The 25,201-nt window shown below is 66.8% G+C and carries 23 protein-coding genes; 5 read left to right on the forward strand and 18 right to left on the reverse strand.

The genetic code is table 11. The features are described 5' to 3' along the window. Positions 1–2: 2 nt before the first annotated feature. From ACH0CP_RS09900 to ACH0CP_RS09915, 4 genes are all read right to left on the reverse strand, one after another. Positions 3–647, reverse strand: coding sequence for a response regulator transcription factor (locus tag ACH0CP_RS09900; RefSeq protein WP_294443885.1), 645 nt, complete (start codon positions 645–647; stop codon positions 3–5). Beyond that, complete coding sequence (locus ACH0CP_RS09905; RefSeq protein WP_406875627.1) at positions 644–2,350, reverse strand: sensor histidine kinase; 1,707 nt, start codon at positions 2,348–2,350, stop codon at positions 644–646. Before ACH0CP_RS09905 ends, ACH0CP_RS09900 begins: the two co-directional genes overlap by 4 nt. After that, positions 2,347–3,000 (reverse strand): sensor histidine kinase, encoded by a 654-nt coding sequence (locus ACH0CP_RS09910; RefSeq protein WP_294443883.1) that lies wholly within the window; start codon positions 2,998–3,000, stop codon positions 2,347–2,349. Before ACH0CP_RS09910 ends, ACH0CP_RS09905 begins: the two co-directional genes overlap by 4 nt. Positions 3,001–3,090: 90 nt before the next feature. Beyond that, entirely contained in the window at positions 3,091–3,996 is a 906-nt protein-coding gene (locus ACH0CP_RS09915; RefSeq protein WP_294443882.1) for a LysR family transcriptional regulator, read from the reverse strand. A 141-nt stretch (positions 3,997–4,137) separates the two neighbouring features. Between ACH0CP_RS09915 and ACH0CP_RS09920 the strand changes: the two genes are divergently transcribed. The 4 genes from ACH0CP_RS09920 (at position 4,138) to ACH0CP_RS09935 (ending at position 8,185) form a co-directional block, all read left to right on the forward strand. Continuing rightward, positions 4,138–5,523 carry an NAD-dependent succinate-semialdehyde dehydrogenase gene (locus ACH0CP_RS09920; RefSeq protein ID WP_406889707.1) on the forward strand — a complete coding sequence of 462 codons (1,386 nt, stop codon included), beginning with the start codon at positions 4,138–4,140 and terminating at the stop codon, positions 5,521–5,523. A gap of 102 nt (positions 5,524–5,625) precedes the next feature. After that, the gene (locus tag ACH0CP_RS09925) at positions 5,626–6,222 is read left to right on the forward strand and encodes a DUF308 domain-containing protein (protein WP_294443880.1); all 597 of its coding nucleotides are present in this window, start codon (positions 5,626–5,628) and stop codon (positions 6,220–6,222) included. Positions 6,223–6,346: 124 nt separating this feature from the next. Then, positions 6,347–6,754: an Ohr family peroxiredoxin gene (locus ACH0CP_RS09930; RefSeq protein WP_294443879.1), complete on the forward strand. Its 408-nt coding sequence runs from the start codon at positions 6,347–6,349 to the stop codon at positions 6,752–6,754. A gap of 36 nt (positions 6,755–6,790) precedes the next feature. Then, positions 6,791–8,185 carry an FAD-containing oxidoreductase gene (locus tag ACH0CP_RS09935; RefSeq protein ID WP_294443878.1) on the forward strand — a complete coding sequence of 465 codons (1,395 nt, stop codon included), beginning with the start codon at positions 6,791–6,793 and terminating at the stop codon, positions 8,183–8,185. Positions 8,186–8,198: 13 nt separating this feature from the next. On the opposite strand, the gene ACH0CP_RS09940 is transcribed toward ACH0CP_RS09935, so the two are convergent. From ACH0CP_RS09940 to coxB, 4 genes are read right to left on the reverse strand one after another with little or no spacing between them, the layout of a single operon-like run. After that, positions 8,199–8,783, reverse strand: coding sequence for a TetR/AcrR family transcriptional regulator (locus ACH0CP_RS09940; RefSeq protein WP_294443877.1), 585 nt, complete (start codon positions 8,781–8,783; stop codon positions 8,199–8,201). Positions 8,784–8,837: 54 nt separating this feature from the next. Next, on the reverse strand, positions 8,838–9,155 hold the full coding sequence (locus ACH0CP_RS09945; protein ID WP_406875626.1) for a hypothetical protein: 318 nt from the start codon (positions 9,153–9,155) through the stop codon (positions 8,838–8,840). Then, positions 9,152–11,602 (reverse strand): cytochrome c oxidase subunit I, encoded by a 2,451-nt coding sequence (gene ctaD / locus ACH0CP_RS09950; RefSeq protein WP_294444632.1) that lies wholly within the window; start codon positions 11,600–11,602, stop codon positions 9,152–9,154. Before ctaD ends, ACH0CP_RS09945 begins: the two co-directional genes overlap by 4 nt. Then, a complete protein-coding gene (coxB, locus tag ACH0CP_RS09955; protein ID WP_294444631.1) occupies positions 11,599–12,288 on the reverse strand; it encodes a cytochrome c oxidase subunit II in 690 nt (229 codons plus the stop codon). Before coxB ends, ctaD begins: the two co-directional genes overlap by 4 nt. Here coxB and ACH0CP_RS09960 point away from each other — a divergent pair, their 5' ends adjacent. Further along, entirely contained in the window at positions 12,289–12,804 is a 516-nt protein-coding gene (locus tag ACH0CP_RS09960; protein ID WP_294444629.1) for a DUF2231 domain-containing protein, read from the forward strand. Here the strand turns inward: ACH0CP_RS09960 and ACH0CP_RS09965 are convergent. The 10 genes from ACH0CP_RS09965 to ACH0CP_RS10010 all read right to left on the reverse strand — a co-directional run bounded on the left by ACH0CP_RS09965 (position 12,774) and on the right by ACH0CP_RS10010 (position 25,090). Further along, a complete protein-coding gene (locus ACH0CP_RS09965) occupies positions 12,774–13,268 on the reverse strand; it encodes a CopD family protein (RefSeq protein ID WP_406875625.1) in 495 nt (164 codons plus the stop codon). The two genes, ACH0CP_RS09960 and ACH0CP_RS09965, sit on opposite strands and share 31 nt — an antisense overlap. Beyond that, complete coding sequence (locus ACH0CP_RS09970; RefSeq protein WP_294444627.1) at positions 13,265–14,047, reverse strand: cytochrome c oxidase assembly protein; 783 nt, start codon at positions 14,045–14,047, stop codon at positions 13,265–13,267. Before ACH0CP_RS09970 ends, ACH0CP_RS09965 begins: the two co-directional genes overlap by 4 nt. 101 nt (positions 14,048–14,148) lie before the next feature. Next, a complete protein-coding gene (locus ACH0CP_RS09975; protein ID WP_294444626.1) occupies positions 14,149–14,343 on the reverse strand; it encodes a hypothetical protein in 195 nt (64 codons plus the stop codon). Next, on the reverse strand, positions 14,336–14,665 hold the full coding sequence (locus ACH0CP_RS09980) for a hypothetical protein (RefSeq protein ID WP_294444625.1): 330 nt from the start codon (positions 14,663–14,665) through the stop codon (positions 14,336–14,338). Before ACH0CP_RS09980 ends, ACH0CP_RS09975 begins: the two co-directional genes overlap by 8 nt. Further along, positions 14,665–15,552: a peptidylprolyl isomerase gene (locus ACH0CP_RS09985; protein ID WP_294444623.1), complete on the reverse strand. Its 888-nt coding sequence runs from the start codon at positions 15,550–15,552 to the stop codon at positions 14,665–14,667. Before ACH0CP_RS09985 ends, ACH0CP_RS09980 begins: the two co-directional genes overlap by 1 nt. Continuing rightward, entirely contained in the window at positions 15,549–16,343 is a 795-nt protein-coding gene (gene narI / locus ACH0CP_RS09990) for a respiratory nitrate reductase subunit gamma (RefSeq protein ID WP_294444622.1), read from the reverse strand. The genes ACH0CP_RS09985 and narI overlap by 4 nt, the downstream gene beginning before the upstream one ends. Next, the gene (gene narJ / locus ACH0CP_RS09995; protein ID WP_294444621.1) at positions 16,340–17,038 is read right to left on the reverse strand and encodes a nitrate reductase molybdenum cofactor assembly chaperone; all 699 of its coding nucleotides are present in this window, start codon (positions 17,036–17,038) and stop codon (positions 16,340–16,342) included. The genes narI and narJ overlap by 4 nt, the downstream gene beginning before the upstream one ends. Continuing rightward, positions 17,035–18,561: a nitrate reductase subunit beta gene (gene narH / locus ACH0CP_RS10000; RefSeq protein WP_136451915.1), complete on the reverse strand. Its 1,527-nt coding sequence runs from the start codon at positions 18,559–18,561 to the stop codon at positions 17,035–17,037. Before narH ends, narJ begins: the two co-directional genes overlap by 4 nt. Continuing rightward, entirely contained in the window at positions 18,558–22,340 is a 3,783-nt protein-coding gene (locus ACH0CP_RS10005) for a nitrate reductase subunit alpha (RefSeq protein ID WP_294444620.1), read from the reverse strand. Before ACH0CP_RS10005 ends, narH begins: the two co-directional genes overlap by 4 nt. Beyond that, positions 22,337–25,090, reverse strand: a complete 2,754-nt coding sequence (locus ACH0CP_RS10010; protein WP_294444619.1) for an MFS transporter — start codon at positions 25,088–25,090, stop codon at positions 22,337–22,339. Before ACH0CP_RS10010 ends, ACH0CP_RS10005 begins: the two co-directional genes overlap by 4 nt. Between the last annotated feature and the right edge of the window lie 111 nt (positions 25,091–25,201).

A 25,201-nucleotide genomic window follows, 5' to 3' on the forward strand; every position in this document is an offset into this window, starting at 1 on the left:
CATCAGACGGAGGTCTGATAGCGATGGGCGCTTTCGTCGCGGACGGCGAGCGCCTCCGCCATGCGCACGAGATCGGCGAGCGACTGCGCCTCCATCTTGCGCATCACGTTACCGCGGTGGATTTTCACCGTGATTTCGGAAAGCTGCAGCCGGCCGGCGACCTGCTTGTTCATCAGCCCGGCGACGACCAGCGCCATCACCTCGCGCTCACGCGGCGTGAGCCGGCTGTAGAGCCGGTGCAGCGCAGCCGTGTCGGCAGCAGCAGCGCGCCGCGCGCGATCCGCCTCCACGGCGGCCGAGACGGCATTCAGGATCTGCTCCTCGCTGAACGGCTTGGGCAGCACGTCAACCGCGCCGGCGCGCATGCCGCGCACCGTCATCGGGATATCGCCGTGACCCGTGATGAGCACGACCGGAAGCGAGTGGCCGAGCGCTGCCAGCCGGTCCTGGAAATCGAGCCCGCTTTGCCCGTGAAGCCGGATGTCGAGGAGCAGGCACGAAGCGCCGGCCAAATGCCCGCCTTCGAGGAACGCCTCCGGCGAATCGTACAGGATCACGTCGAACCCGGCCGAGCGCAGCAGGCTGCCGAGCGAGGCGCGCACGTCCGGATCGTCGTCGATCACGCAGATGCAAGGCGTTGTCGTCATGTCGTCAGCTCGCTGTTTCGAGCGGCGGGCAACCGGAAGGTGAAGGTTGCGCCGCTTTCGGGGTTGTTGGCGGCGAGCAGCCGTCCGCCATGCCGCTCGATGATCGAGCGGCAGATCGACAGGCCCATGCCGAGCCCGGCCGGCTTGGTGGTGAAGAAGGGCGCGAACAGCGCCTCTGGATCGCCCTGGATGCCGGTGCCGCAGTCGCTGACGTTGACGATCACCTCGCCATCCTCGGCGACGGCCTTCACGCACAAGGTGCGCGCGTCATCGGGCAGCTCCATCATCGCCTGCTCGGCGTTCAGCATCAGGTTCATCACCACTTGCTGGATCTGGATCGGATCGCCTTTGACGGGCGGGAGCTCGGGCGCGATGTCGAGCTGCAGCCCGACGCCGTTCGCGTTGAGATCGAGGCTGAGCAGCGCGGCCGTTTCCTCGACCAGTCGGCCGAGCGACATCAGTCGCTGCTGCGGCTGGCTGTTGCGGGCGAGCGCCCGGACGCGGGCGATCACGTCCGAGGCGCGGCCGCCGTTGGCGGCGATCTGCTCCAGGCACGTGATTGCCTCAGCCGTCTCGGGCACGTCGCGGTTCAGCCAGCGCTTGCCCGACATGGCATAGGCCATGATGGCGGAGAGCGGCTGGTTCACCTCATGCGCGATCGAGGCGGCAAGCTGCCCCAATGTCGTCACGCGCGAAACATGAGTGAGCTCCGCCTGTGCCTGTTTGAAGCGAGCCTCGGCGCGGCGCCTTTCGGTGACGTCCATCGCCATCAGCAGCACGCGCTGCCACTGGCCGTCACTGGGGGGCAGGGTGACGTGGACCACCACGTCGACCAGATCACCCTGCGCGGTGCGGAAGCGCGCCTCTTCCACGATCGTCGTCTCGCCGCGGATCAGCGCCGCGATGATGCGGCCGAACGCAAACTCCGCCGCCGGTGTTAGGTGATCGGCGATGGTGTTGCCGATCAGCGCGGCGCGATCGTCAAGGCCGAACATCGTCGCGGTTGCATCGTTCGCATCGCGAATGATGCCGCTGCGCGCCGCCTCCTGCAGGACCCGGTGATCGTGCAGTTCGCCCGATCGCAAGGTGCGATACGCGTCGGACCAGTCCTCTTCCCAGATTGGCAGCGCGGCGGCGTTGAAGATCGTGCGGTAGCGAAGCTCGGACTCGCGCCGCGACTTGGCGATCTTCTGGTTGCGCAGGCACAGCAGGGTGGTGATGCCGATCGCCACCAGGCTGACCGCTAGGCGCACCGCGGGTGAGCCGAACGGCTCGTACAAATGGCTGATGAGATAACCCGCAAGCGCCAGCCAGATGACGAACAGGGAAGTGCCGATGATGAGCAGGGGGCGTTGCGTGCGCGCGATCAGCAGCACGACGGTGGTGTAGAGGACGGCGACCGCGCCCTGCAGCGGGCTCAGAACGTCGAGCAGGAAGATGACCAGCGCGAGCAGCATGGCCGCGCCGCCGTACACCCGCTGAAGCAAGCGTTGGCCTGAGGGGTCCTCCCGCATCATCGCCTCCATCAGCCCGGCTACACGGCCGAGCGGAGGGAGGCTGACGCGAGGTTCGTCGATGCGCAACCGGCAATCACCCGTAGCGGACGCAGGCGGTGCCGGGATGAACTCTGCCGGTGCCGCGGATGGCGGATCGATGCTGACGGAACCGCTTTCCGCCCGGTCGCGCAGTTCGGCGTCGGTCATAGCGGCACGCGCAGGATGAAGCGGGTGCCGGGCTGTTCGTCCGCCCAGGTCAACCGGCCGCCGATCCGCGCCGACATCATGGTGATGAGCTGCATGCCGAGGCTGGGGGACTGGGCGCCTGCCTCCGCAGAGAAGCCGCATCCGCGATCTGCCACCTGGAGCACGTATTCGCCGCGCTCGCGGCGCAGGGTGACGTGCACCTCGCCCGGCTCATCGGCGCGATAGGCGTGCTTCCAGGCATTGGCGACCAGCTCGGACGTGATCACGCCGATTGCGGTGGCGCTGGCGGTTGCCACTTCAACCGGGTCCGCCGTCAGATGCACCCGGCGGCCCTGCGCGGGGTCCGCGAAGCTTTGCTCCAGTCCGGTCACGATCGCGCGGAGATAATCGTGGAGCGCCACGCGGTCGGCCCGGCGCGTCTGGTGCAGGTGGCGATGGAGGCTCGCCATGGCGGCGATGCGGTGCGTCGTCATGTGCAGAACGTCGCGCGCGACCTCGTCGGTCAGGTTGCGCGCGGCGAGCGCGATCATCTGGATCAGGAGCTGGAGGTTATTGGCGATCCGGTGATTGCTTTCGTCCACCATGTCCGGTTCGCGCAGCGCCGGGAGGACGATGCACTCGGCTGATGGATCGGCAGCGATGGTGTCCATGATCGTCAGCCCCCAGGCGTTATGGTGTCGCCATCATCGCGCGGGGGCGGACGCTGGTGGAATCATACGCTGGTTTACGTTGGCGGCGGGCTAGCCGGCGGTTCCACATTGCCGGGCGACCTGCTGCGCGATGGTGCGGAAGTTCATCGTGATGACGCTGCGATCATCGGGACGCGTGGCAAGCGAGATGCGGGCGACGGGGCCCGGGCCGCTGATCGACAGGTAATGCACGCCGGGGAGCCGCGCGCTCGCCAGTTCGGACGGGATAATCGACACGCCAAGCTCGACCGCGACGAGGTTCGCGATCGAGGTGATCTGGGGCGCGACCTGCTCGACGAGTGGATCGAGACCCGCATCACGACAGACCTCGATCAGTTCGTCGTAGAGGCCGGGGCCGAGGACGCGGGAGAAGAGGATCAGCGGCTCGCCCTCCAGTTCGCGCAGCGTCGCTGATGCGCGGCCGGCGAGCCGGTGTTCGGCGGGCACGACGATCGCCATCTTCGCTTCGGCAAGCGGCAGCACGGAAAAGGCGGGGGGCGGCTCCTTGCCGGGGCGGAAGAAGGTGGCGTCCAAGCGGCCTTGCCCGAGACGGACCAGCAGTTCGGCGCTGTTCAGTTCCTCCAGCACCATTTCCACCTCGGGATAGGCGCGGCGGAAGGTGCGCAGCGTGGTGGGGATCAGCGGATTGAACGTCGTCGAGCCGGTATAGCCGACGCGCAGCAGGCCGACTTCGCCGCGCGCGCCGCGCTTTGCCATGCGGACCGCGCGGTCGAGGCGCTCGAACACGGCGGGGACGGCGGCGAGGAAGGCGTGGCCGGCCTCGGTAAGCTCCGCGCCCTTGGGCGTGCGGCGGAACAGCGGCGTGCCAAGCTCGCGCTCGAGATCGCGGATCTGCGAGCTGAGCGGCGGCTGCGCGATGCCCAGCCGCTCGGCGGCGCGGCGGAAGTTGAGGTCGTCAGCGACCGCCAGGAAGTAGCGAAGGTGGCGAAGCTCCATCCGCGAAATGATACGCCGGACGTATCAACAATAATATTCGATATATTGGACGGTTTGGCGGCCTCTTCCCAACTTGCCGGCACCGCCCGGGAGCGCCGTGTTGATGGCGCCGGGCTCCAAAATTCAGAAACAGAGGCTCTTATGATTACCGTTTACAATCCCGCTGACGGATCGGTGGTCGGTGAAGCGCCGCAGATGGATGCGGCCGCGGTTCGCGCGGCGGTCGACCGCACCTGCGCTGCCTTCCCGGTCTGGTCGCGCCAGCTCGCCCGCGATCGCAGCGCGCTGCTGCGCCGCTGGTTCGATCTGGTGAGTGCCGACCGGCGCGCCTTTGCCGAGATCATGGTGAAGGAAAATGGCAAGTGCCTGTCCGAGGCGCTGGGCGAGATCGACTACGGCCTTGGGTTCATCGAATGGTATGCCGAGGAAGCCAAGCGGGTCTACGGCGACACGATCCCCAGCCATGCGGCGGGGGCGTCCGTCCTTGTGACGAAGGAGCCGGTTGGGCCGACCGCGGCGATCACGCCGTGGAATTTCCCGTTCATGATGATCTGCCGCAAGATCGCGACCGCTCCTGCGGCGGGCTGCACGATGATCATCAAGCCGTCTGAAGAGACGCCGCTCACCGCCTACAAGCTGCTGGACTACGCCCGGCAGGCCGGCATTCCGGAGGGCGTGTTCGAGATGGTGACGGGGGACCCGAAGGAGATCGGCGAGATCTTCATCTCCGATCGGCGCATCCGCAAGATCTCGTTCACCGGATCGACCGCGGTGGGCAAGCTGCTTGCCAGCGCAAGCGGCGCGACGCTGACGCGGATGACGCTGGAACTGGGCGGAAACGCGCCGTTCATCGTCTTCGATGACGCGGACTTCGATGAAGCAGTGGCGGGCGCGGTGGCGGCCAAGCTGCGCAATTCCGGCCAGGTGTGCATCTCGCCCAACCGCTTCTACGTCCAGGACGCGATCTATGACCGCTTCGTCGCGGCGATCGCCGAGAAGGTCTGGGGGATCGAAGTGGGCGACGGAATGCGGGAGGACTTCGTCGTCGGGCCGATGATCAATCAGGCCGGCGTCGACAAGGTCGCGGCGCTGGTGGCGGATGCCTGCGATCACGGCGCGCGGGTGCTGACCGGCGGCAAGCTCGATGCGCTGGGCGGCCTGTTCTACGAGCCCACTGTCCTTGCGGACATGGATGAACGCGCCAAGGCTGCGCAGACCGAGATCTTCGGCCCGGTGCTGCCGGTCTATCGCTTCACCACCGAGGAAGAGGTGATCAGCCGCGCGAATAACACCGATTATGGCCTGGTCGCCTACGCTTATACCCGCGATCTCGGACGCGCCTTCCGCCTTTCCCGTGAACTCGAGGCGGGGATGGTGATCCTCAATTCCGGTTCGGTCGGCACCGCTTCGGTTCCGTTCGGCGGGGTGAAGGAATCGGGCTACGGCCGCGAGGGCAGCCATTACGGCATCGAGGAATATGTGGACGTCAAATACGTCCTGATGGCGGGGCTGGATCGCCGTCACTGAGCGCGGCCGCGCCCCGGCTACCACCCGCAACCAAGGTATAAGTTACCAACCTCGTAAACCTGATCTACCTATCAGTTGGTAGGCAACAAAGAGGAGGCCGTCATGGCCGCAACCAACGTTCGACTTCCGGCTGCCGATGCGAACGCAGCATGGCTCAAAACCTACTACTTCCTGCGCTTTGCGGTGGCGGCCGCGTGGGTGGCCGTTGCCTTCACGCTGGCTGCGCACATGCCGACGCTCGCAGCGGTGATGCTGATCGCTTATCCGACGTGGGACGCGGCCGCGAACTATATAGATGCGCGGCACAGCGGCGGACTGGGGCGCAATCCGACACAGTTGCTCAACGTCGTCGTCAGCACGCTCACCGCCGTGGCGGTCGCGGTCACGCTGCGTCAGTCGATGAACAGCGTGCTGGTGGTATTCGGCGTCTGGGCAGGTTTTGCCGGCGTCCTCCAACTGGCGACGGCTGCACGCCGGTGGCGCTCCTATGGTGCGCAATGGGCAATGATCCTGAGCGGGGCACAATCGGCACTGGCCGGTGTCTTCTTCGTCAAGATGGCCGCGGGCACGATGCCGATCGGGATCACGACCGTCGCGCCTTATGCCGCCTTCGGCGCCTTCTACTTCCTCGTTTCCGCTGTCTGGCTGACGGTGACTGGCGCGCGCGCCTCGGCGCCGCACCAGGTGCCGTCCCGCTGATCCGGGTCGGGAGGCGCCCCGCGTTTAGCCCCCTGAGCGCGCTACGCCCCCGCCGTGCGCTGCCGCCCCTTATTTCCTCGAGGGGCGGCAGCGCACGAAGCTTCAGACAGGAAAGGAGCCCCTCTTGTCGAACGACATCATCTATCGCGCCACTGCCACGGTGCTGGACGCCCATACCGGCACCGCGGCCACCGAGGACGGCGCGCTGGAGGTGCTGCTGACGGGGCCGGGGACGCCGGGCACCAATGCCGAGCAACTGTTCGCGACCGGCTACGCCGCCTGCTTTCTCACCTCGCTTCAACGCGTGGCGACGCAGCGCAGGGTCACCCTTGTCGCGGGCACGCTGGTGACGGCGACGATCGGCATCACGCAGCCCTACCTCGGCGGGTTCCCGCTGAAGGCAACGATCCTTGCCACCATGCCGACGATCGACCGCACGATGGCGGAACAACTCGTTGCGGCGGCGTACGAAATATGTCCCTATTCGACGGCGACGCGCGGCAACATCGACGTGGCTCTGGATGTTGCCTGAGCTGACCGGCGGTTTGGCCGGGGGAGGTCTTCCGACATGACGAGCGAACGGCAGTATGACGCGATCATCATCGGCGCAGGCCAGGCGGGCCCGCCGCTCGCCGGCCGCCTGAACGACGCGGGCAAGCGCGTCGCGATCATCGAGCGGCATCTCGTCGGCGGCACCTGCGTCAACACCGGGTGCAAGCCGACCAAGACGCTGGTGGCGAGCGCCTATGCGCTCCACACCGCGCGGCGCGGCGGGGACTATGGCTTCACGCTGGGCGGCGAGCCGGCGGTCGACATGACCGCGACGGCGGCGCGGGCACGCAAGGTGATCCTCGATTCCCGCAGCAGCAACGAGACGTGGCTGGAAGGCATGCCCAATGTCACGCTGATCCGTGGCCATGCGCACTTCGTGGCGGAGCGGACGATCGAGGTGAACGGCGAGCGCCTGACGGCGCCGCAGATCTTCATCAACGTCGGCGGGCGGGCGGTGCTGCCCGATATGCCCGGCATCGACCAGGTGCGCGTCCTCACGAACAGCGACATGGTCGCGCTGGACGAGTTGCCGCGCCACCTCGTCGTCGTCGGCGGCAGCTATATCGGGCTCGAGTTCGCGCAGATGTACCGCCGCTTTGGCGCCGAAGTGACGGTGGTCGAGCGATCGGACCGGCTGATCGCGCGGGAGGATTCGGACGTGTCGGACGAGGTGCGCGCGATCCTCGAGCGCGAAGGGATTCGCGTGCGCACCGGTGCGGAATGCATCGGCTTCGCGCCGCATGGCGAGGACGTGTCGGTCACGGTCAGCTGCCGTCAGGACGATGCGCCGGCGATCGGCAGCCATGTGCTGGTGGCGGTCGGGCGGCGGCCGAATACCGACGATCTCGGGCTCGACGTCGCCGGCGTCGCGACCGACGAGCGCGGCTACATCAAGGTCGATGACGGGCTGGAGACCAATGTCCCTGGCATTTACGCGCTGGGTGATTGCAACGGCCGCGGCGCCTTCACCCATACTGCGTACAACGACTTCGAGATCGTCGCTGCCAACCTGCTCGATGGCGAGCAGCGAAAGGTGAGCGATCGGCTGCCGGGCTATGCGCTGTACATCGACCCGCCGTTGGGCCGCGTCGGCATGACCGAGGCGGAAGCGGCGAAATGCGGCCGCCCCCTGCTCCACGCCAAGCGGCCGATGACCCGCGTCGGGCGGGCAGTGGAGAAGGGCGAGACGCAGGGCTTCATCAAGATCGTCGCCGATGCGAAGAGCCGCCACATCCTGGGCGCGGCGATCCTCGGCACGGGCGGCGACGAGGCGATCCACGGCATTCTCGACATGATGAATGCCGGCCAGACGATCGAGGCCTTGCGGTGGGCGGTGCCGATCCACCCGACCGTGTCGGAACTGATCCCGACGGTGCTGCTGAGCCTGGAGCCCGCCGACAGCGCGGGCTGAGGCTAGCGGCGCGTCAGACGCGGATGCGGTCGATCGACGCCTCGACGATCATCGCGAATCGCGCCGGATCGTCATAGGCGCGCGCGGCCAGCATGGCGCCGTACGTGGTGGCCATGAAGATTTCCGCTTCCGCGCGCGGCGACCCCTGTAGCGTCATCGATCCTTGCGCGACGCCGAGCGCCAAGACGCGCTCCAGCCACGTCGACAGATCATCGAAATGTCCGCGCACGGCCGTGCCGACCTGCGGGGGGAGGTTCGGCAGCTCGGCGGCGAGCACCGCGGCGAGGCAGAAGGGCGCGGTCTGGTCGCGGATGCAGCGTTCCCAATAGCCGGTGTAGAGGCCCAGCTGATCCATCGCGACGGAGGTGGTTTCATCCAGCGCCGCGATCTGCGCACGGATCGCGGCACGCGCCTGCTCTACCGCGGCGACCACCAGATCGGCCTTGGAGGGAAAGTGGTGGTGGATGCTCGCCTTGCGAATGCCGATATGCTCGGCAAGGTCGGCATAGCTGAACCCGGCATAGCCGCCGCGCATCATCATTACCGTTGCGCTGTCGACCAGCCGACCTGCCGTAGTTCCGGGTGCCTTCACGATCATCTACCTTCCAATAGGAAGATGGCCTGCATGCGGCGGCAGCACAAGGCCGCGGCCTCAGCTGCACGTGGTAGCGAAGACCACCGGAAAGCCGGTGAAGGTCGTCGCGGCAAGGCCGGTCAGCGCCAGTGTCGGTGCGAGCCAGTCGAGCAGAGTCTCGCGCGTGGCGCGGTGCCACAGCACCCAGGCGAGCGACGCCAGCAGCGTGAGGCATAGCAGCCACGCCGCGATCAGCAGCTCGCGCCCACCGAGCGGAAGCGCCGTCATCACGCCAGCGAGCTGCGGCGAACAGACGAGGCCCTGCAGCCCGTAGATCAGCGGGAAGGCGAGCGCCCAGCCGATCAGCCCCGAAATGGCCCGCAGCAGCGCCGTCATCGCAGCAGCGCTGGAAGCTGCGTGGCGAGCGCGGCGATCAGGCCGGCGGCGGCGGCATAGTTGCTCCACAGCGTTGCGATGCGCACCTCGCCACGCCGCGCGGCGGACTGATAGCCGGCCCGGCGCCGCGCGCGGATGAAGGTGAGCATCAGCACGGCGAGCGCGGCGTGGAGCAATGCATAGCCGTTCATCATGCCGATCAGCGCAGCGGCGGCGTGCACGGTAGGAGGCGGGGCGATGACCTGGCTCGCTACCAGCGTCGCGATCAACAGCAGCTGGCCGATGATCGCCTGCTCCGGCTGCGCACCGGCGCGGCGCGGCGCAAAGGCGGCGAGGGCAGCTCCGGCGGCGGCGCCAAGGATCACGAGCCACGATCCGGAGAAGGGCAGCGGCGGCGGCCAGCCGGGCGCGACGGTCAGCAGGAAGACCTGGCCGAACAGGAGCGAGCCGAACAGCGTCGCATCGGCCAGCAACAGGGCGACGCTGCCGAGCCAGCCCGGCGGATCATCCACCTCGGCATGGGTGGGCGCGGTTTCGCCATGGCCGATCGGGAGCTCGCCCAGATCCTCGCGCCGGCCAAGTGCCCAGGCCCAGCGCCAGCCGAGCGCAGCGACGCCGACGAGCGCGATCGGGGCAAACCAGTAAAGCTTGAGGAGCAGCGCGACGAAGAACGTGCCGGTGACCAGCGCGGTGACGATCGGCAGCCGCGTGTTGCCGGGCAGAACGATGACGTGCCGGACACGGCCCTTGAGGTCGACTGCCAGCACCTCGCGCCAGCGATGCCGCACCTCGCCGAGGTAGCCTTCGCCGCGCGCCAACTGGTTGGCGAGATCGGGCGTGTCATAGCCCGGCTCGCGCGAGGCGACGATGGGCAGGCTGGCGATGTTGTAGGCGGGCGGGGGGATCATCATCGCCCATTCCAGCGTGCCGGCGTGCCAAGGATTGCGCGGCGAGCGGCGCGACAGGAATAGCTGAAGCGCCACGTCGATCGCGAACAGCGCGAAGCCGATAGCCATCACGAAGCCCCCGACCGACGAGATGAGGTTCATCCACGTCCAGCCGACGTCTCCGGGGTAGGTTTCCACGCGGCGCGGCTGGCCGAGCAGCCCGGCGAGGTGGAGCAGGAGGAAGGTCGCGTGGAAGCCGACGAAGATCAGCCAGAAGGCAAGCTCCCCCAGCCGGAAGGTGCGCTGGCGCCCGGTGAAATGCGGCAGCCAGTAATAAGCGCCGGCCAGCATCGGGAAGACGAATCCTCCGACCAGCACATAGTGGAGGTGGGCGGTGACGAAGGCGGTGTCATGCGCCTGCCAGTCGAACGGGACGACGGCGACCATCACGCCCGTGAGCCCGCCCATGACGAAGGTGACGAAGAAGCCGATCAGGTACAGCATCGGCAGCTTCATCTGCGGCCGGCCGGCCCATAGCGTGCCCAGCCAGGCGAAGATCTGCACCCCCGTCGGCACCGCGACCAACGTCGAGGCGGCAGAGAAGAAGGCCAGCGCCATGTGCGGGATGCCGACGGTGAACATGTGGTGGACCCACAGGCCGAAGCTGAGGAAGGCGAGCGTCAGCACCGAGGCGACGATGATGCGGTATCCAAGGATCGGGGTGCGCGCCATCACCGGCAGCACGGTCGAGACCACGCCCGCCGCGGGCAGGAAGATGATGTACACTTCCGGGTGGCCGAAAAGCCAGAACAGGTGCTGCCACAGGAGCGAATCCCCGCCGCGCCCCACGTCGAAGAACGGCCAGTCGAAGGCGCGCTCGATCTCGAGCAGGATCGATCCCAGGATCAGCGGCGGGAAGCCGATCAGCATCATCAGCGCGGTCGCCAGCAGGTACCAGACGAAGAGGGGCAGCCGGTCCAGCGACATGCCCGGCGCCCGCACGCGCAGGATCGAGACGGTGATCTCCACCGCGGCGGCGATAGCGGAAATCTCGACGAAGGTGATGCCGAGCAGCCAGAAATCCGAGTTGATCCCCGGCGAATAGGGCCGTGACGAAAGCGGGGTGTACATGAACCACCCGCTGTCGGGCGCGACGCCGAGCAGCAGCGAGAGGATCAGCAGCGAGCCGCCGAAGAGATAGCACCACCAGCCGTAGGCGGAGAGGCGCGGGAAGGCGAGGTCGCGCGTGCCGAGCAGCTTGGGCAGCATGTAGATCGCCAGCCCCTCGAACATCGGGATGGCGAACAGGAACATCATGATGCTGCCGTGCATCGTGAAGAGCTGGTTGTGGATTTCCGGCCCGGCAAAGGCGCTGCGCGGTGTGGCAAGCTGCGCGCGGATCAGCATCGCGAGCACGCCGCCGATCGCGAAGAAGGTGAAGGCGGCGATGATCAGCCGGCGGCCGATGTCGCTGTGGTTGACGGTGCTGATCGTGCCCCGCCAGCCGGGCGGTGCGCCCCAGATCGCGCCTAGCTCACGGTGGAGGCGAAGCGCCTTCATCGCGCGCCTCCCGCGGCGAACCGGCGCCACTCCGCCGGGGCATGGGCGATAACGCGGAAGTTGTGCCGGGCGTGGCCGGTGCCGCAATACTCCGCGCACTGGCCATAATAGATGCCGGGCGCATCCGCCTGGATCGACAGCCGGTTCACATGGCCGGGGATCGCGTCGAGCTTGCCGCCGAGCCGTGGCACCCAGAAGCTGTGGATGACGTCCGCGGTGCTGATCGCAACCGTCACTGGCTGCCCGGCCGGGATGTGGAGCACACCTTCGGTAGGTGCGGCGGCGGTGCCGGGATAGGCGAAGCGCCAGCGGTACTGGCTCGCCTCCGCACTTACGTCAAGCGCGTCCGCGCGCGCCGGGATCGATCGTTCGCCAAGCACAACGCCGGTGACGAGCAATGCGGTCAGCACCGTCATCGGAAAGACGATGCCGCCGCCGATCAGCCACAAGCGCTCCGGGCTGCGCTGCGGCGGGCGGCGGAAGGAGAGGGCGAGCAGCCCGAGCACCAATGCGAGGATCGCGGCGGCCCCGGCGAGCATGATCCACCACAGCCGCGCGATGGCCGCCGCTGACGGCCCGGCGGGGTCGAGCGTCGACAGCGGGCCACTGCACCCCGCCGCCGCCATCCCGGCGAGCAGCACGGCAGGGGGTGTCAGGACGCGGAAGGCGTGCGTAGGATAAGGCACATGGCCACGAACGAACCGACGCCCGAAGCCCAACTGATCGATCCGATCAGCGCCTCGCCCCATTTCCATCGGTCCGAATCGAAGATCGCGATCGCCGGCCATCCGATCCACGCCATGCTCGTCGCCTTTCCGATCGCGATGAGCGTCTGCACGCTGGGGGCGGACCTGTTCTACTGGTGGACGAGCGACGCCTTCTGGGCGCGCGCCGGACTGTGGGCGATCGGCATGGCGTTCCTGATGGGGCTGCTCGCCGGCCTGTCCGGCACCGTCGAGCTGCTGCTGGTACCCGGCATCCGTGCGCGCGCCGCCAGCTGGACGCACTTCATCATCGCGGTGATGCTGCTGGCGCTGCTCGGCACGAACTGGGGCTATCGCCTCGGCGGCTACGAACAGGCGGTGCTGCCGCTCGGCATCCTGCTGTCGTTCCTGTGCGTGGCCTTCACCGGCTTCACCGGCTGGCATGGGGGGAAGCTCGTCTTCGACTATCAATTGGGAACCTCTTCCAGCGGCAACTGACGGCCGACCGGCGCGCGCAGCAGATCGGGCAGTTGCTGCACGTCGAGCGGCGGCTTCAGCAGCACCAGGATCAGGATGCCGAGGATCAGCACGCAGAGCCCCGTCATCATCGGCCAGGCGGGCGGGGGCTGCTGCTCGCCGGCTTCCTCGCCCATCTTCAGTACGATGTGACCGACGAAGGCGTGAAGCGCGACGAGCATCGCCACCAGCGCCAGCTTCGCGAACAGCCAGGGCACGAACATTCCGCGCAGGAAGATGAGCGGCGTACCTGCGGCGATCGCGATCACGGCGGCTGGGGTCACCAGCCGGGTATAGCTGTAATGCGTGAACTTGCGGATGCGGGCGTAGCGGAACTGGTGCTCGCCCTCCTCGTGCCGCGCCAGCATCAGCGGCAGCGACAATAGCCCAGCCGTCCACAGCAGCAGCGCCATGATGTGGATTGCCTTCAGAAGCGTGATGATCATGCCGGCGACAGATCCCGCCGCCATGCCCGCCGCGCGATAAGCGCACCGATGAGGAAATAGGGGATCATCGCCGGCACCCACATGATGAGCCCGGCAAGCTGCTGGTCCTCCTGCGGGGACAGGCCGAACGGCGCCGTCGTCACCAGATGGGCGGCGTAGAGCGGATCGGGCGCGAAGGTGAGGATCGCGCCGAGCAGCCCCATCTGCGCCATGGCCGCGAGGATGGTGAGCAGCGCTGTCACCGGTTCGCCGGCCGGATGAAGCACGCGCCGCCAGAACCAGGTTGCGCTGGCGAGCAGGCCCGCCTGCGTCGCCCAATAGACGGTAGTGCGCGACAGGGCTGCATCATAGGCGATCGGCCAATGCCAGAACCACAATGTGACCGTCGCGGCGAGGAGGGCAGGGATGGGGGAGCCGGCGCCCTTTCGATGCGTGATGAATGCCGGGGCGATCAGCGGCGCCGCGACCAGCACGATCAGCAGGTGGTGGACGGTGCGGGCGGCGAACAGAGCATTCGTCAGCGCACACAAGGGAGAGACGAAGGCGGCCAGGAGGGCGCCGATGCCGACCATCGCTGAACGCCTTGCGACCAGATCGCCCGCGGTCATCCGCCACAAAAGCACGGCCGCAGCGGCGATCGCCAGAAGCAACACCGGATCGAGATTCCACCGCAGCCAGAGCTCGCCCGGGAGCGGGGGCATGCCGCAATAGCTGGCCGCCACCCTAACCGCGCCCGTTCCCGCGCCACCGCTGGTCACCACCGCCACCTCGCTGGTCAAACCTGTCCCCTTCGCCGCACCCTATCGCTTCTGGATAATGATTGGCGCGACGTTTTGTGTCTTGAGCGGTGCAGGACTGGCGGCGAGCGGCGCCCGTCGCGTCAGATCACCAGATAGCCGGTGATGACCAGGCAGATGGCAAGAACGATGATCCAGATCACGGGCCAGCTTTCGCCCTCGCCCTCCGTCGCCGACGTGGTGTCGATCGGTGCCGGTGAACTGGCGCCGGTGTCGTATTGCGTCTCGGTGCTGCTTTTGAGCGCGCGGTTGAGCTGCGTCTTCTGTCCGTCAGGCATGGGTCGCTCCCGCTTCGATGGTGTCTGAACGCGAGCGGCAGTCGGGCGCGGTCAGCCGCCAGTGGACCATCGCCGCAAGGCAGCTGGTGCCTGGATCGCTGCTGTCGCGCAGCCCCGACATCAAGGTCACCCAATCCTCTTCGCCGGCAAGGCGCGTGAAGTCGGCGATCGCCATGCGCGCATAGCCCGAGACGCTGAGGCCGAACCGGTCGGCCGCGGCGGCGGCTTCCCCGGCAAGCGAGGGATCGGTGTGGCCGAGCCATTGTTCGAGCCCGTCGGACGAGCGGCGGGCGGAAGCAAGGATGTCGCCCAGCGTTGCCATCACTCGCCCCCGATCCGGATGCCCTCGACATGGCCGCGTTCGGCCAGCGCGGCAATGTAGCGGGCCGACGCCATCGTCCAGCTGCGCGCCTCCAGCATCTCGGCGATCTTCGGCCGCACCACTTCATAGGGAAGCGTTCGGCCAGGAATTCGGCGTTGCAGCCGAAGCACGTGCCAGCCGAAGCGCGAGCGGACCGGGCGCGGCATGGTGGCGCCGTCGGCAAGTTGCTCCAGAGCCGCATGGATCTCGCCGACCAATTCGCCGCGACGGACCTGGCCGAGCGATCCGTCCTGTTGCGCCGAGGGGCAGCTGGAATGCGCACGTGCGGCGACGGCGAAGGCGGCGGGATCATCGCCGACGGTCTGCGCGATCTCGCGAGCGCGCTGCTCCGCCGCGGCCCAGGCATCGGGTTCGTCGCTGTCAGGCTCGATCAGGATATGCGCCGCGTCGAACAAGTCGGGCGTGCGCAGCCGCTGCTGGTTCGCCGCATAATAACGCTGGCATTCCGCATCGTCGGGAAGCTCGGGGCTGACCTCCGTTTCCAGCACGCAGCGGATCAGCGCGTCGTCTTCGGGCTCGATCCGGCCGGCTTCGTCCTCCTCGGGATCGGCGGTCAGATCCAGCCGGCGTGCCTCCTGCAACAGCAGTTCGCGCACGGCGAGCGCGCGCGCCGCCTCCGTCCAGGCCGTCTCCATGTCGGGCGCGGGGTGATGCTGGATTTCCTGGGCGATGCTCTCGGGGTCGATCTCGACGCCGTTGACGCGCACGTCGCCGAAGCTCGGCGGCCGGGGGAGCAGGGGTTCCGCCCCGCCGCAGCCGCCGCTGGCGCAGGCGGAGGGCATGCCGGTGCGCGGCGTCAGATCGAGCGTGTCTGCCTGTCGGGTCATATCGCCTGGCTCTCCTCGGCCTGCTGGCGAAGCATCGTATCTCCGCCGTAGCTCGCTGCGCCCCCGGCCATCCCGCGCGTCGGCGACAGGTAGCGCTTGCCGATCGGCATCCGCGACCGGACGATCTGATAGCCGGGGCGGAACAGGAACCAGACCGGCGCGCTCCAGATATGCACCAGCCGGGTGAACGGGGTGATCAGGAACAGCGTCAGCCCCAGGATGATGTGCAGCTTGTAAACCAGCGCCACGTCGGCGATTTCCTCCGGCGCGCCGGGGTTCAGCGTCAGGATGCCGTTTGCCCAGTTCATGAACCGAAGCATCTCGCTGCCGTCGAGGTGGCGGATCGTCCAAAAGGTGGTGAGGATGCCCAGCGTCAGCTGGCACCAGATCAGCACCAGCACCGCGATGTCGCCCCACGACGAACTGCGCCAGATGCGCGGATCGACCAGCCGGCGGTGCAGCAGCAGGGTGCAGCCGATGTAGGCCATGACCCCGGCGATTCCGCCGACGATCAGCGCGGCGAGCTGCTTGAACTCATGCCCGATCCCCAGCCGGTCGATCACCGTCACCGGGGTCAGCAGCCCGACGAAATGGCCGAACAGCAGGATCAGCAGCCCCATGTGGAACAGGTTCGATCCCAGCACCATCTGGCGGCGGCGCAGGAACTGGCTCGACTGCGATCGCCAGCTGAACTGGCTGGCGTCGAAGCGCAGGATGCTGCCGACGATCAGCACGGTGACGGCGAGATACGGGTACCAGCCGAATGCGAGTTGGTTGATGAACGCGTTCATGCTCCCGTGTCCCTCTTCTGGGCCCGATTGGAGGCGCGGATCTTGGCGACGACGCCGGTCGGCCCGCCCATGTCGTGCGCGGCGGAGGCCATGAAGCTGACCGGCGCCTCTTCCCATTCCTCGTCGATCTTTGCCGGATCCTCGGACGGTTGCCGTTCCTTGAGCTCCGCCAGCGCGCCGGCATCGGGCTTCACCCCGGCCAGCGCGAGCAGCGCGTGGAAGATGCTGGCATAAGGCGCCTCGCGCTCGTCCAGCCGCTCGGCCAGCGCGGCGAAGACATGCGCCGGCTGGCCCAGGAAGTCGCGCGCCTCGCCGGGCGGCAGGTTGGACGCATATTCCAGGAACACCGGTACGAAATCGGGCAGTTCGCGCGTGTCGAGCAGCAGCCCGCTGGCGGCATATTGCTGCCCGAGGTCAATCATCGCCTGGCCGCGTTCGCGCCCGTCGCCATGGACATGTTCGAACAGGTGGAGCGACAGCCGGCGCGAACGGTCGAACAGGTCGCTATAGGTGATCTGCAGGTCGAGCAGATCGTCGTTCGTCATCGCATCGAGCAGCGGCTGGAGCCGCGCCAGCACCGGCTTGCGCAGCGCGCCTTCCTCGCGCAGCAGCGCGCCGATCGCGGCGGCATTTTCCTGCAGCTCGGCGGAGGGATAGTCGAGCAGGGCGGCCAGCGCCTTCAGCGTCATCCTCATGTCGGGGCATCCATATAGCGTTTGCGCGGCGTTCGCTTCGCCCCGCCGAACAGGTTCACCTTGGTCGAGCCGTTGCTGTCCTCGCGGAAGCCGAAGCCGCTGTTGCCGCGCAGGACATAGGCGTCCTCCTCCAGCTCGCGGTGGGTGGTCGGGATGACGTAGCGGTCCTCATAGGCGGCGAGCGCCATGATGCGGTACATGTCCTCCACCAGCGCGCGGGTCAGCCCGACACGTTCGGGAATGGCGGTGTCGATGCGGCCGTCGATCGATTTCGCCCGCATATAGGCGCGCATCGCCAGCATCCGTTCGAGCGCCAGCGCGATCGGTTCCTCCTTCCCCGCGGTCAGCAGGTTGGCGAGGTAGCGAAGCGGGATGCGCAGGCTGCGCACGTCGGGCATCCCGTCGCGCGAGGACATCTTGCCCGCCTCCGCCGCCGACTGGATCGGCGACAATGGCGGCACGTACCAGACCATCGGCAGTGTGCGATATTCGGGGTGGAGCGGGAAGGCGACGCGCCATTCCACCGCCATCTTGTACACCGGCGAGCGGGTGGCCGCCTCCAGCCACAATTCGGGCACCCCGTCGCGCCGCGCGGCTTCCTGTACGGCGAGGTCGTTGGGATCGAGGAACACGCCAAGCTGCGCCTCGTACAGGTCCTGCGGATCCTCGACTGAGGCGGCGGCCTCGATCCGGTCGGCGTCATACAGGACCACGCCGAGATAGCGGATCCGCCCGACGCAGGTTTCGGAGCAGACGGTGGGCTGCCCCGTCTCGATCCGGGGATAGCAGAAGATGCACTTCTCCGACTTTCCGGTCGACCAATTGTAATAGATCTTCTTGTACGGGCAGCCCGACACGCACATCCGCCAGCCTCGGCATTTCTCCTGATCGATCAGGACGATGCCGTCCTCCGCGCGCTTGTAGATCGCGCCCGACGGGCAGGAGGCGAGGCAGGCCGGGTTGAGGCAATGTTCGCACAGACGCGGCAGGTACATCATGAACGTCTGTTCGAACTGGCCGTAGATCTCCTTTTCCACCCCGTCGAAATTCTGATCCTGGCTGCGCTTGGCGAATTCGCCGCCAAGCATGTCCTCCCAATTGCCGCTCCATTCGATCTTGTTGAGCGCCTCGCCGGTCAGCAGCGAGCGGGGGCGGGCGGTGGGCTGCGCCTGAAGCTCGGGCGCGGCCTGCAGCCATTCATATTCGAACGTATAGGGTTCGTAGAAATCGTCGATCTCCGGCAAATGCGGATTGGCGAAGATCTTCGACAGGATGCGCCATTTCGATCCCTGGCGCGGCTGGATGCTGCCGTTCTTCTTGCGGATCCAGCCGCCCTTCCAGCGTTTCTGGTTCTCCCAGTCCTTCGGATAGCCGATGCCGGGTTTCGTCTCGACATTGTTGAACCAGGCGTATTCGACGCCCTCGCGGTTGGTCCACACGTTCTTGCACGTGATCGAACAGGTGTGACAGCCGATGCACTTGTCGAGATTGAGCACCATGGCGATTTGTGCGCGGACTTTCATTCTGCGGCCTCCACGCTTGATCCGGTGCCCCAGTCGGCCGTGCCGCCGGTGACATTGGCGGCATCGTCGGCGCGCTTGTCGAACCAGTTCACCTGGCTCATCTTGCGCACGATCACGAATTCGTCGCGGTTCGCGCCGACGGTGCCGTAATAATTGAAGCCATAGGCAAGCTGGGCGTAGCCGCCGATCATGTGCGTCGGCTTCATGTTGATCCGCGTGATGGAGTTATGCACCCCGCCGCGCTGGCCGGTGATTTCGGACCCCACGGTGTTCACGAGCTTCTCTTGCGCGTGATACATGATCGCCGATCCGGGCATGATCCGCTGCGACACGATCGCCCGCGCGGTCACCGCGCCGTTGATGTTGAACACCTCGATCCAGTCATTGTCCTCGATCCCCGCGGCGGTCGCATCATCCTCGCTGATCCACACCGTCGGCCCGCCGCGGCTGAGGCTCAGCAGCAGGAGGTTTTCCGAATAGGTCGAATGGATGCCCCATTTCTGGTGCGGGGTGAGGATGTTGAGCAGGATTTCCTTGTTGCCGTTGGGCAATTGCCCGACGACATCATGCACCGTCTTGGTGTCGATCGGCGGTCGCCAGGTGACCAGGCTTTCGCCGAACGCGCGCATCCAATGATGGTCCTGGTACAGCGATTGCCGCCCGGTCAGCGTTCGCCACGGGATGCGTTCATGGACGTTGGTATAGCCGGCGTTGTAGCAGACCTTCTCGCTTTCCAGCCCCGACCAGATCGGCGAGGAGATGATCTTGCGCGGCTGCGCGGCGACATCGCGGAAGCGGATTTTCTCCTCCTCCTTGCCCTCCGCCAGATGCCGGTGATCGCGCCCGGTGGTATGGCCCAGCGCCTCCCACGCCTTCAGCGCGACTTCGCCATTGGTCTCGGGCGCGAGCATCAGGATCGTCTCGCAGGCGTCGATATCGGTATTGATCCGCGGCCGTCCCTCGGTCAGCCCGCCGGGCACCCGCCCGTTGAGGTTGCCGAGCAGCTCCACCTCGTGCGCCGTGTCCCAGCTGATCCCCTTGCCGCCATTGCCCAGCTTCTCGAGCAGCGGGCCGAGCGCGGTGAAGCGCGCGAACGTCTCGGGATAATTGCGCTCGACGATCTGCACGTTGGGCATGGTCTTGCCGGGAATGGGGTCGCATTCGCCCTTCAGCCAATCCTGCGGCTCATAGGGCTGTGCCAGTTCGCCGGGGCTGTCGTGCTGGATCGGGGAGAGGACGACGTCATGTTCGACCCCCAGCACCTCGGGGCAGATCTCCGAGAATTTCTCGGCGATCGAGCGGAAGATGTTCCAGTCGCTCCGGCTCTCCCACGCCGGATCGACCGCGGCGGTCAGCGGGTGGATGAAGGGGTGCATGTCCGACGTGTTGAGGTCGTGCTTCTCGTACCAGGTCGCTGTCGGGAGCACGATGTCCGAATACATGCTGGTGGTCGACATGCGGAAATCGATGTTGACCATCAGGTCGAGCTTGCCGACCGGCGCCTCGTCGCGCCACGTGACGTCGCGCGGCCGGTCGATCTGGTCGATGTCGGTATCGGTCCCGACGATGCCGTGCAGCGACCCGACCAGGTGCTTCAGGAAATATTCGTGGCCCTTGCCACTGGCGCCCAGCACGTTGGACCGCCAGAAGAACATGTTTCGCGGCCAGTTCTGCGGATTGTCGGGGTCGAGGCTGGCCGGCTTGATGACGCCGGTCTTCCACCCATCGGCCACGGCAGCGCCCGGATCGGTCTGGCTCTCGTGCAGCCGGCGACCGAGATCCAGGGGGTTCATCTGAAGCTGGGGCGAGGAGGGGAGCCAGCCCATCCGCTCCGCCTTGGCGTTGTAATCCAGCATGCTGCCCGACCAGTCGCCTTCGGGCGCCAGCGGCGACAGGATCTCCGACATGCGCAGCGTCTCGTACCGCCACTGATCGGTATGTGCGTAGAAGAAGCTGGTGCCGTTCATCTGGCGCGGCGGGCGCGCCCAGTCGAGCGCGAAGGCCAGCGGCAGCCAGCCGGTCTGCGGGCGCAGCTTCTCCTGCCCCACATAATGCGACCATCCGCCGCCCGACTGGCCGACGCAGCCGCACATCACGAGCAACGCGATGATCCCGCGATAGCTCATGTCCATATGGTACCAATGGTTCAGCCCGGCGCCGAGGATCACCATCGAGCGGCCACTGGTCGCCTCGGCATTGGCGGCGAATTCGCGAGCCACCTGGATGATTGCCTGGCGCGGCACGCCCGTCACCTTTTCCGCCCAGGCGGGAGTGAAGGGCACGTCGTCGTCGAAGCTTGAGCCGACGTTGCCGCCGCCGAAGCCGCGGTCGACGCCGTAATTGCCGCACATCAGGTCGAACACGGTGGTCACCGTCGCGCTGACGCCGCCGGCCAGCGTGATGCGCCGCACCGGCAGGTTGCGCAGCAGCACCTCGTCATGGTTGGTGGCGACGAAATCGTGCGGCGCGGTGGAGCCGAAATAGGGGAAGGCGACCGGCTCGACGCCGTCATTATGCGCCGCCAGCGTGGTGCGCAGCCGCACCTGGTTACCCTCGGCGTCCTTTTCCTCGAGGTTCCACTTGCCGACCTCACCCCAGCGGAACCCGATCGTGCCGCGCGGCGCGACCAGTTCGCCATTGGCGTCGTCGATCGCCACCGGCTTCCAGTCGGTGTTGTTGAGCTCGCCCAGCGCGCCGTCGAGATCGGCCGCGCGCAGCAGGCGATCGGGCACCAGCCGCCCGTCGCGCTCGACCAGCCGGACGAGGAACGGGAAGTCAGAATATTGCCGCGTGTAATCGGCGAAATATTCGACCTGCCGATCGACGTAGAATTCCTTCAGCACGACATGGCCAAGCGCCAGCGCGAGCGCGGCATCGGTCCCCTGTTTGGGGTGGAGCCACATGTCGGAGAATTTCGCCGCCTCGTTATAATCGGGCGCGATGACGACGCTCTTGGCGCCGCGATAGCGAACCTCCGAATAGAAATGCGCGTCGGGCGCCCGCGTCATCGGGATGTTCGATCCCCAGACCAGCAGGAACCCCGCATTGTACCAGTCGGCGCTTTCGGGAACGTCGGTCTGCTCGCCCCAGGTCTGCGGCGACGATGGCGGCAGATCGCAATACCAATCGTAGAAGCTCAAGAGCGTGCCGCCGATCAGCGACAGATAGCGGCTGCCCGCGGCATAGGAGATCATCGACATGGCGGGGATCGGGGAAAATCCTGCGATCCGGTCCGGCCCATATTCCTTGATCGTATAGGCGTTGGCCGCCGCGATGATCTCGGTCGCCTCGTCCCAGCCGATCCGCACGAAGCCGCCGCGCCCGCGCTTCGACACCCAGTCGCGCCGCTTGTCGCCATCCTGCACGATCGACTGCCAGGCCGCGACCGGCGCCATCGTCTTGCGCGCCTCGCGCCAGTGGCGGACGAGCCGCGCGCGGACGAGCGGGTATTTGATGCGGGTGCCGGAATAGAGATACCAGCTGTAGCTGGCGCCGCGCGGGCAGCCGCGCGGCTCGTGATTGGGCAGGTCGGGCCGGGTGCGCGGATAATCGGTCTGCTGCGTCTCCCAGGTGACGATCCCGCCCTTGACGTAGATCTTCCACGAACAGGATCCGGTGCAGTTCACGCCATGCGTCGACCGCACGATCTTGTCCGCCGCCCAGCGCTTGCGGTACGCATCCTCCCACGCCCGCGTCTCATCGGTGGTGATGCCGAGGCCATCGGAGAACTTCTCCTGCGCTCGGCGGAAATACGTCAGGCGGTCGAGGAAATGGCTCATGTATAGGCTCCGCTGGTCAGGTTGCGCTTGCCAGCGCCGGAAGGGGGGGTGCCAAGCCGGGGGCGCGATCCGAACATGCCGCGCGGGCCGCTGTAGGCGACCCAGGTGATCGCCGCGCAGCTGAGGTAGAAGACGAAGAACGCCCACAGCGCGGCATCGGCGGATCCGCTGCTGCTGATCGACCAGCCATAGGCCTTGGGGATGTAGAAGGCGCCATAGGCCGCGATCGCCGAGATGAAGCCAACGATCGCCGCCGCCTCGCGATCGGCATGCAGCCGCCGCTCGTCAGCGGGCATGTCGGCATGTTCCGCGTCGAACACCCGGCGCATGATCGCCGGCACCATCTGGAAGGTGGAGGCATTGCCGACGCCGCTGACGAAGAACAGCAGCACCGTCATCCCGAAGAAGCCGCCGAAACTGCGCGCGTCGAGCGACCAGATCATGCCGGCAATCGCGATCGCCTGGACGATGAACACCCAGAAGCTGACTTTCGCGCCGCCGATCCGGTCCGACAGGCCGCCGCTCCCGGCCCGCGCCAGCGCGCCGACCAATGGGCCGACAAAGGCATAATGCAGCGCGTCGATCTCCGGAAAGACCAGCTTGCACAACAGCGGGAAGCCCGCCGACATGCCGATGAACGTCCCGAACGTGCCGGTGTACAGCCAGCACATGATCCAATTGTCGCGCCGGCCAAAGATCGTCGCCTGGTCGGCGAAGGAGGATTTGGCGCTCAGGATGTCGTTCATCCCGAACCAGGCCAGCACCGTCCCCAGCATCACCGGCGGCACCCAGATGAAGCCGGCATTCTGCAGCCACAGGCTCGTGCCGTCGTTCGCCACCTGCGCCTGTCCGCCCAGCGCGCCGAACAGGCTCATGGTGATCGCCACCGGGACGACGAGCTGCATCACGCTGACGCCAAGGTTGCCGATCCCGGAATTGATCGCCAGCGCGCGGCCCTTCTCGGCCGCGGGGTAGAAGAAACTGATATTGGCGACCGATGAGGCGAAATTGCCGCCGCCAAAGCCGCACAGCAGCGCCAGCACCAGGAAGATGAAGAACGGCGTCCCCGGGTTCTGCACGGCATAGCCGATGCCAAAGGCGGGGATCAGCAGCGATGCGGTCGACAGCGTGGTCCACAGTCGCCCGCCGAAGATCGGCACCAGAAAGGCGTAGAAGATGCGCAGCGTCGCGCCCGAAATGCCGGGCACCGCGGCCAGCCAGAACAATTGGTCGGTGGTGAAGGTGTAACCGATGCTGGGCAGCCGCGCGACGACCACGCTCCACACCATCCACACGGCGAAGGACAGCAGCAGGCAGTAGGTGGAGATCCACAGGTTCCGCTTGGCGATCGGCCGCCCGGTCGCCTCCCAGAATTCCGGGTCCTCGGGGCGCCAGTCGGCGATCGGCCCGGCGCGCACCACCGGGCGCTTCGCGCCGGGTTCGCCCATGCCGCGGAACTCGGGCAGCTCGGGGCTTTGCGGCACGTTCGCCACCACCGCCGCGTCGCGCTCCATGTGCTGGATCGCGCCGTGCATCCACAACAGCGAGACGAGCACGATCAGGAACAGGAGCGCAAAGCTGCTCGTCCAGATGCCCGTGAGGTCAAGCAACGCGCCAAAGGCCAGCGGCAGGATGAACCCGCCCAGCCCGCCGATCATCCCGACCAGCCCGCCGACCGCGCCGACATGGTTGGGGTAATAGACCGGGATGTGCTTGTAGACCGCCGCCTTGCCCAGGCTCATGAAGAAGCCGAGCAGGAAGATGACGATCAGGAACGGCACCAGCCCCATCGAGGTGCTGAAGGTGATCGGCCCGTCGACCCCCTCGATGACGTAGGACGTTGGCGGGTAGGACAAGAGGAACGTGCACGCCACCGACACGATGAAGGTCGCGTACATCACCTTGCGCGCGCCGTAGCGGTCCGACAGCGTGCCGCCATAGATGCGGAACAGGCTCGCCGGGACCGAGTAAAAGGCCGCGAGCATCCCGGCCGTGCGAATGTCGAGGCCATAGACCCCGATCAGGTAGCGCGGCAGCCACATCGCCAGCGCGACGAACCCGCCGAACACGAAGAAATAATAGAGCGAGAACCGCCACACCTGGACGTTGCGCAGCACTTTCAGCTGGCTCGCCATGCTCTCGGCCTTCTGGCCGCCGCGTTCGCGGGCGTGCTGGTCTGGGTCCTCTGGCGTGACGAACAGGAAGATCACCCCCATCAGGATGATCGCCGCGGCCCAGATCTTCGCCACCATTTCCCAGCCCATCGCCACCATCACGAACGGGGCGAGGAACTTGGTCACCGCGGCGCCAATATTGCCCGCGCCAAAGATGCCGAGCGCGGTGCCCTGCCGCTCGGCGGGATAGAATTTGGAGACATAGGCGACGCCGACCGAGAAGGAGCCGCCCGCCAACCCGACGCCCAGCGCCGCGATCAGCAGCCAGGTATAGGTGTGGGCGTACGACATCAGGAACGTCGCGATGCCCGACAGCACCATGACCGCGGCGAACACCCGCCGCCCGCCGATCTGGTCCGACCAGACGCCCAGGAACACGCGCACCAGCGATCCGGTGAGGATCGGTGTGCCGGTCAACAGGCCGAATTGCGTGTCCGAAAGGCCCAGTTCCTCTTTCACGCCGAGCCCGACGATGGAGAAGATGGTCCAGACTGCAAAGCAGACGGTGAAGGCAATCGTGCTTGTCCAGAGCGCACGACCCGCGCCTTCTTTCGCTCGTGCAATATCCTCCGACATGGATGTCATCATCCCCAGCCGTCGAAAGGTCTCCGACAGCCGTCGTCATCCGCGCTTTAACTTGTGAATACAGTCAGTAATGTTCCTTAGGGGCGATTTTGGCTGCTACGG

It is taken from the genome of Sphingomonas sp. 179-I 2A4 NHS (genome assembly GCF_045369135.1).
Classification (GTDB): Bacteria; Pseudomonadota; Alphaproteobacteria; order Sphingomonadales; family Sphingomonadaceae; genus Sphingomonas.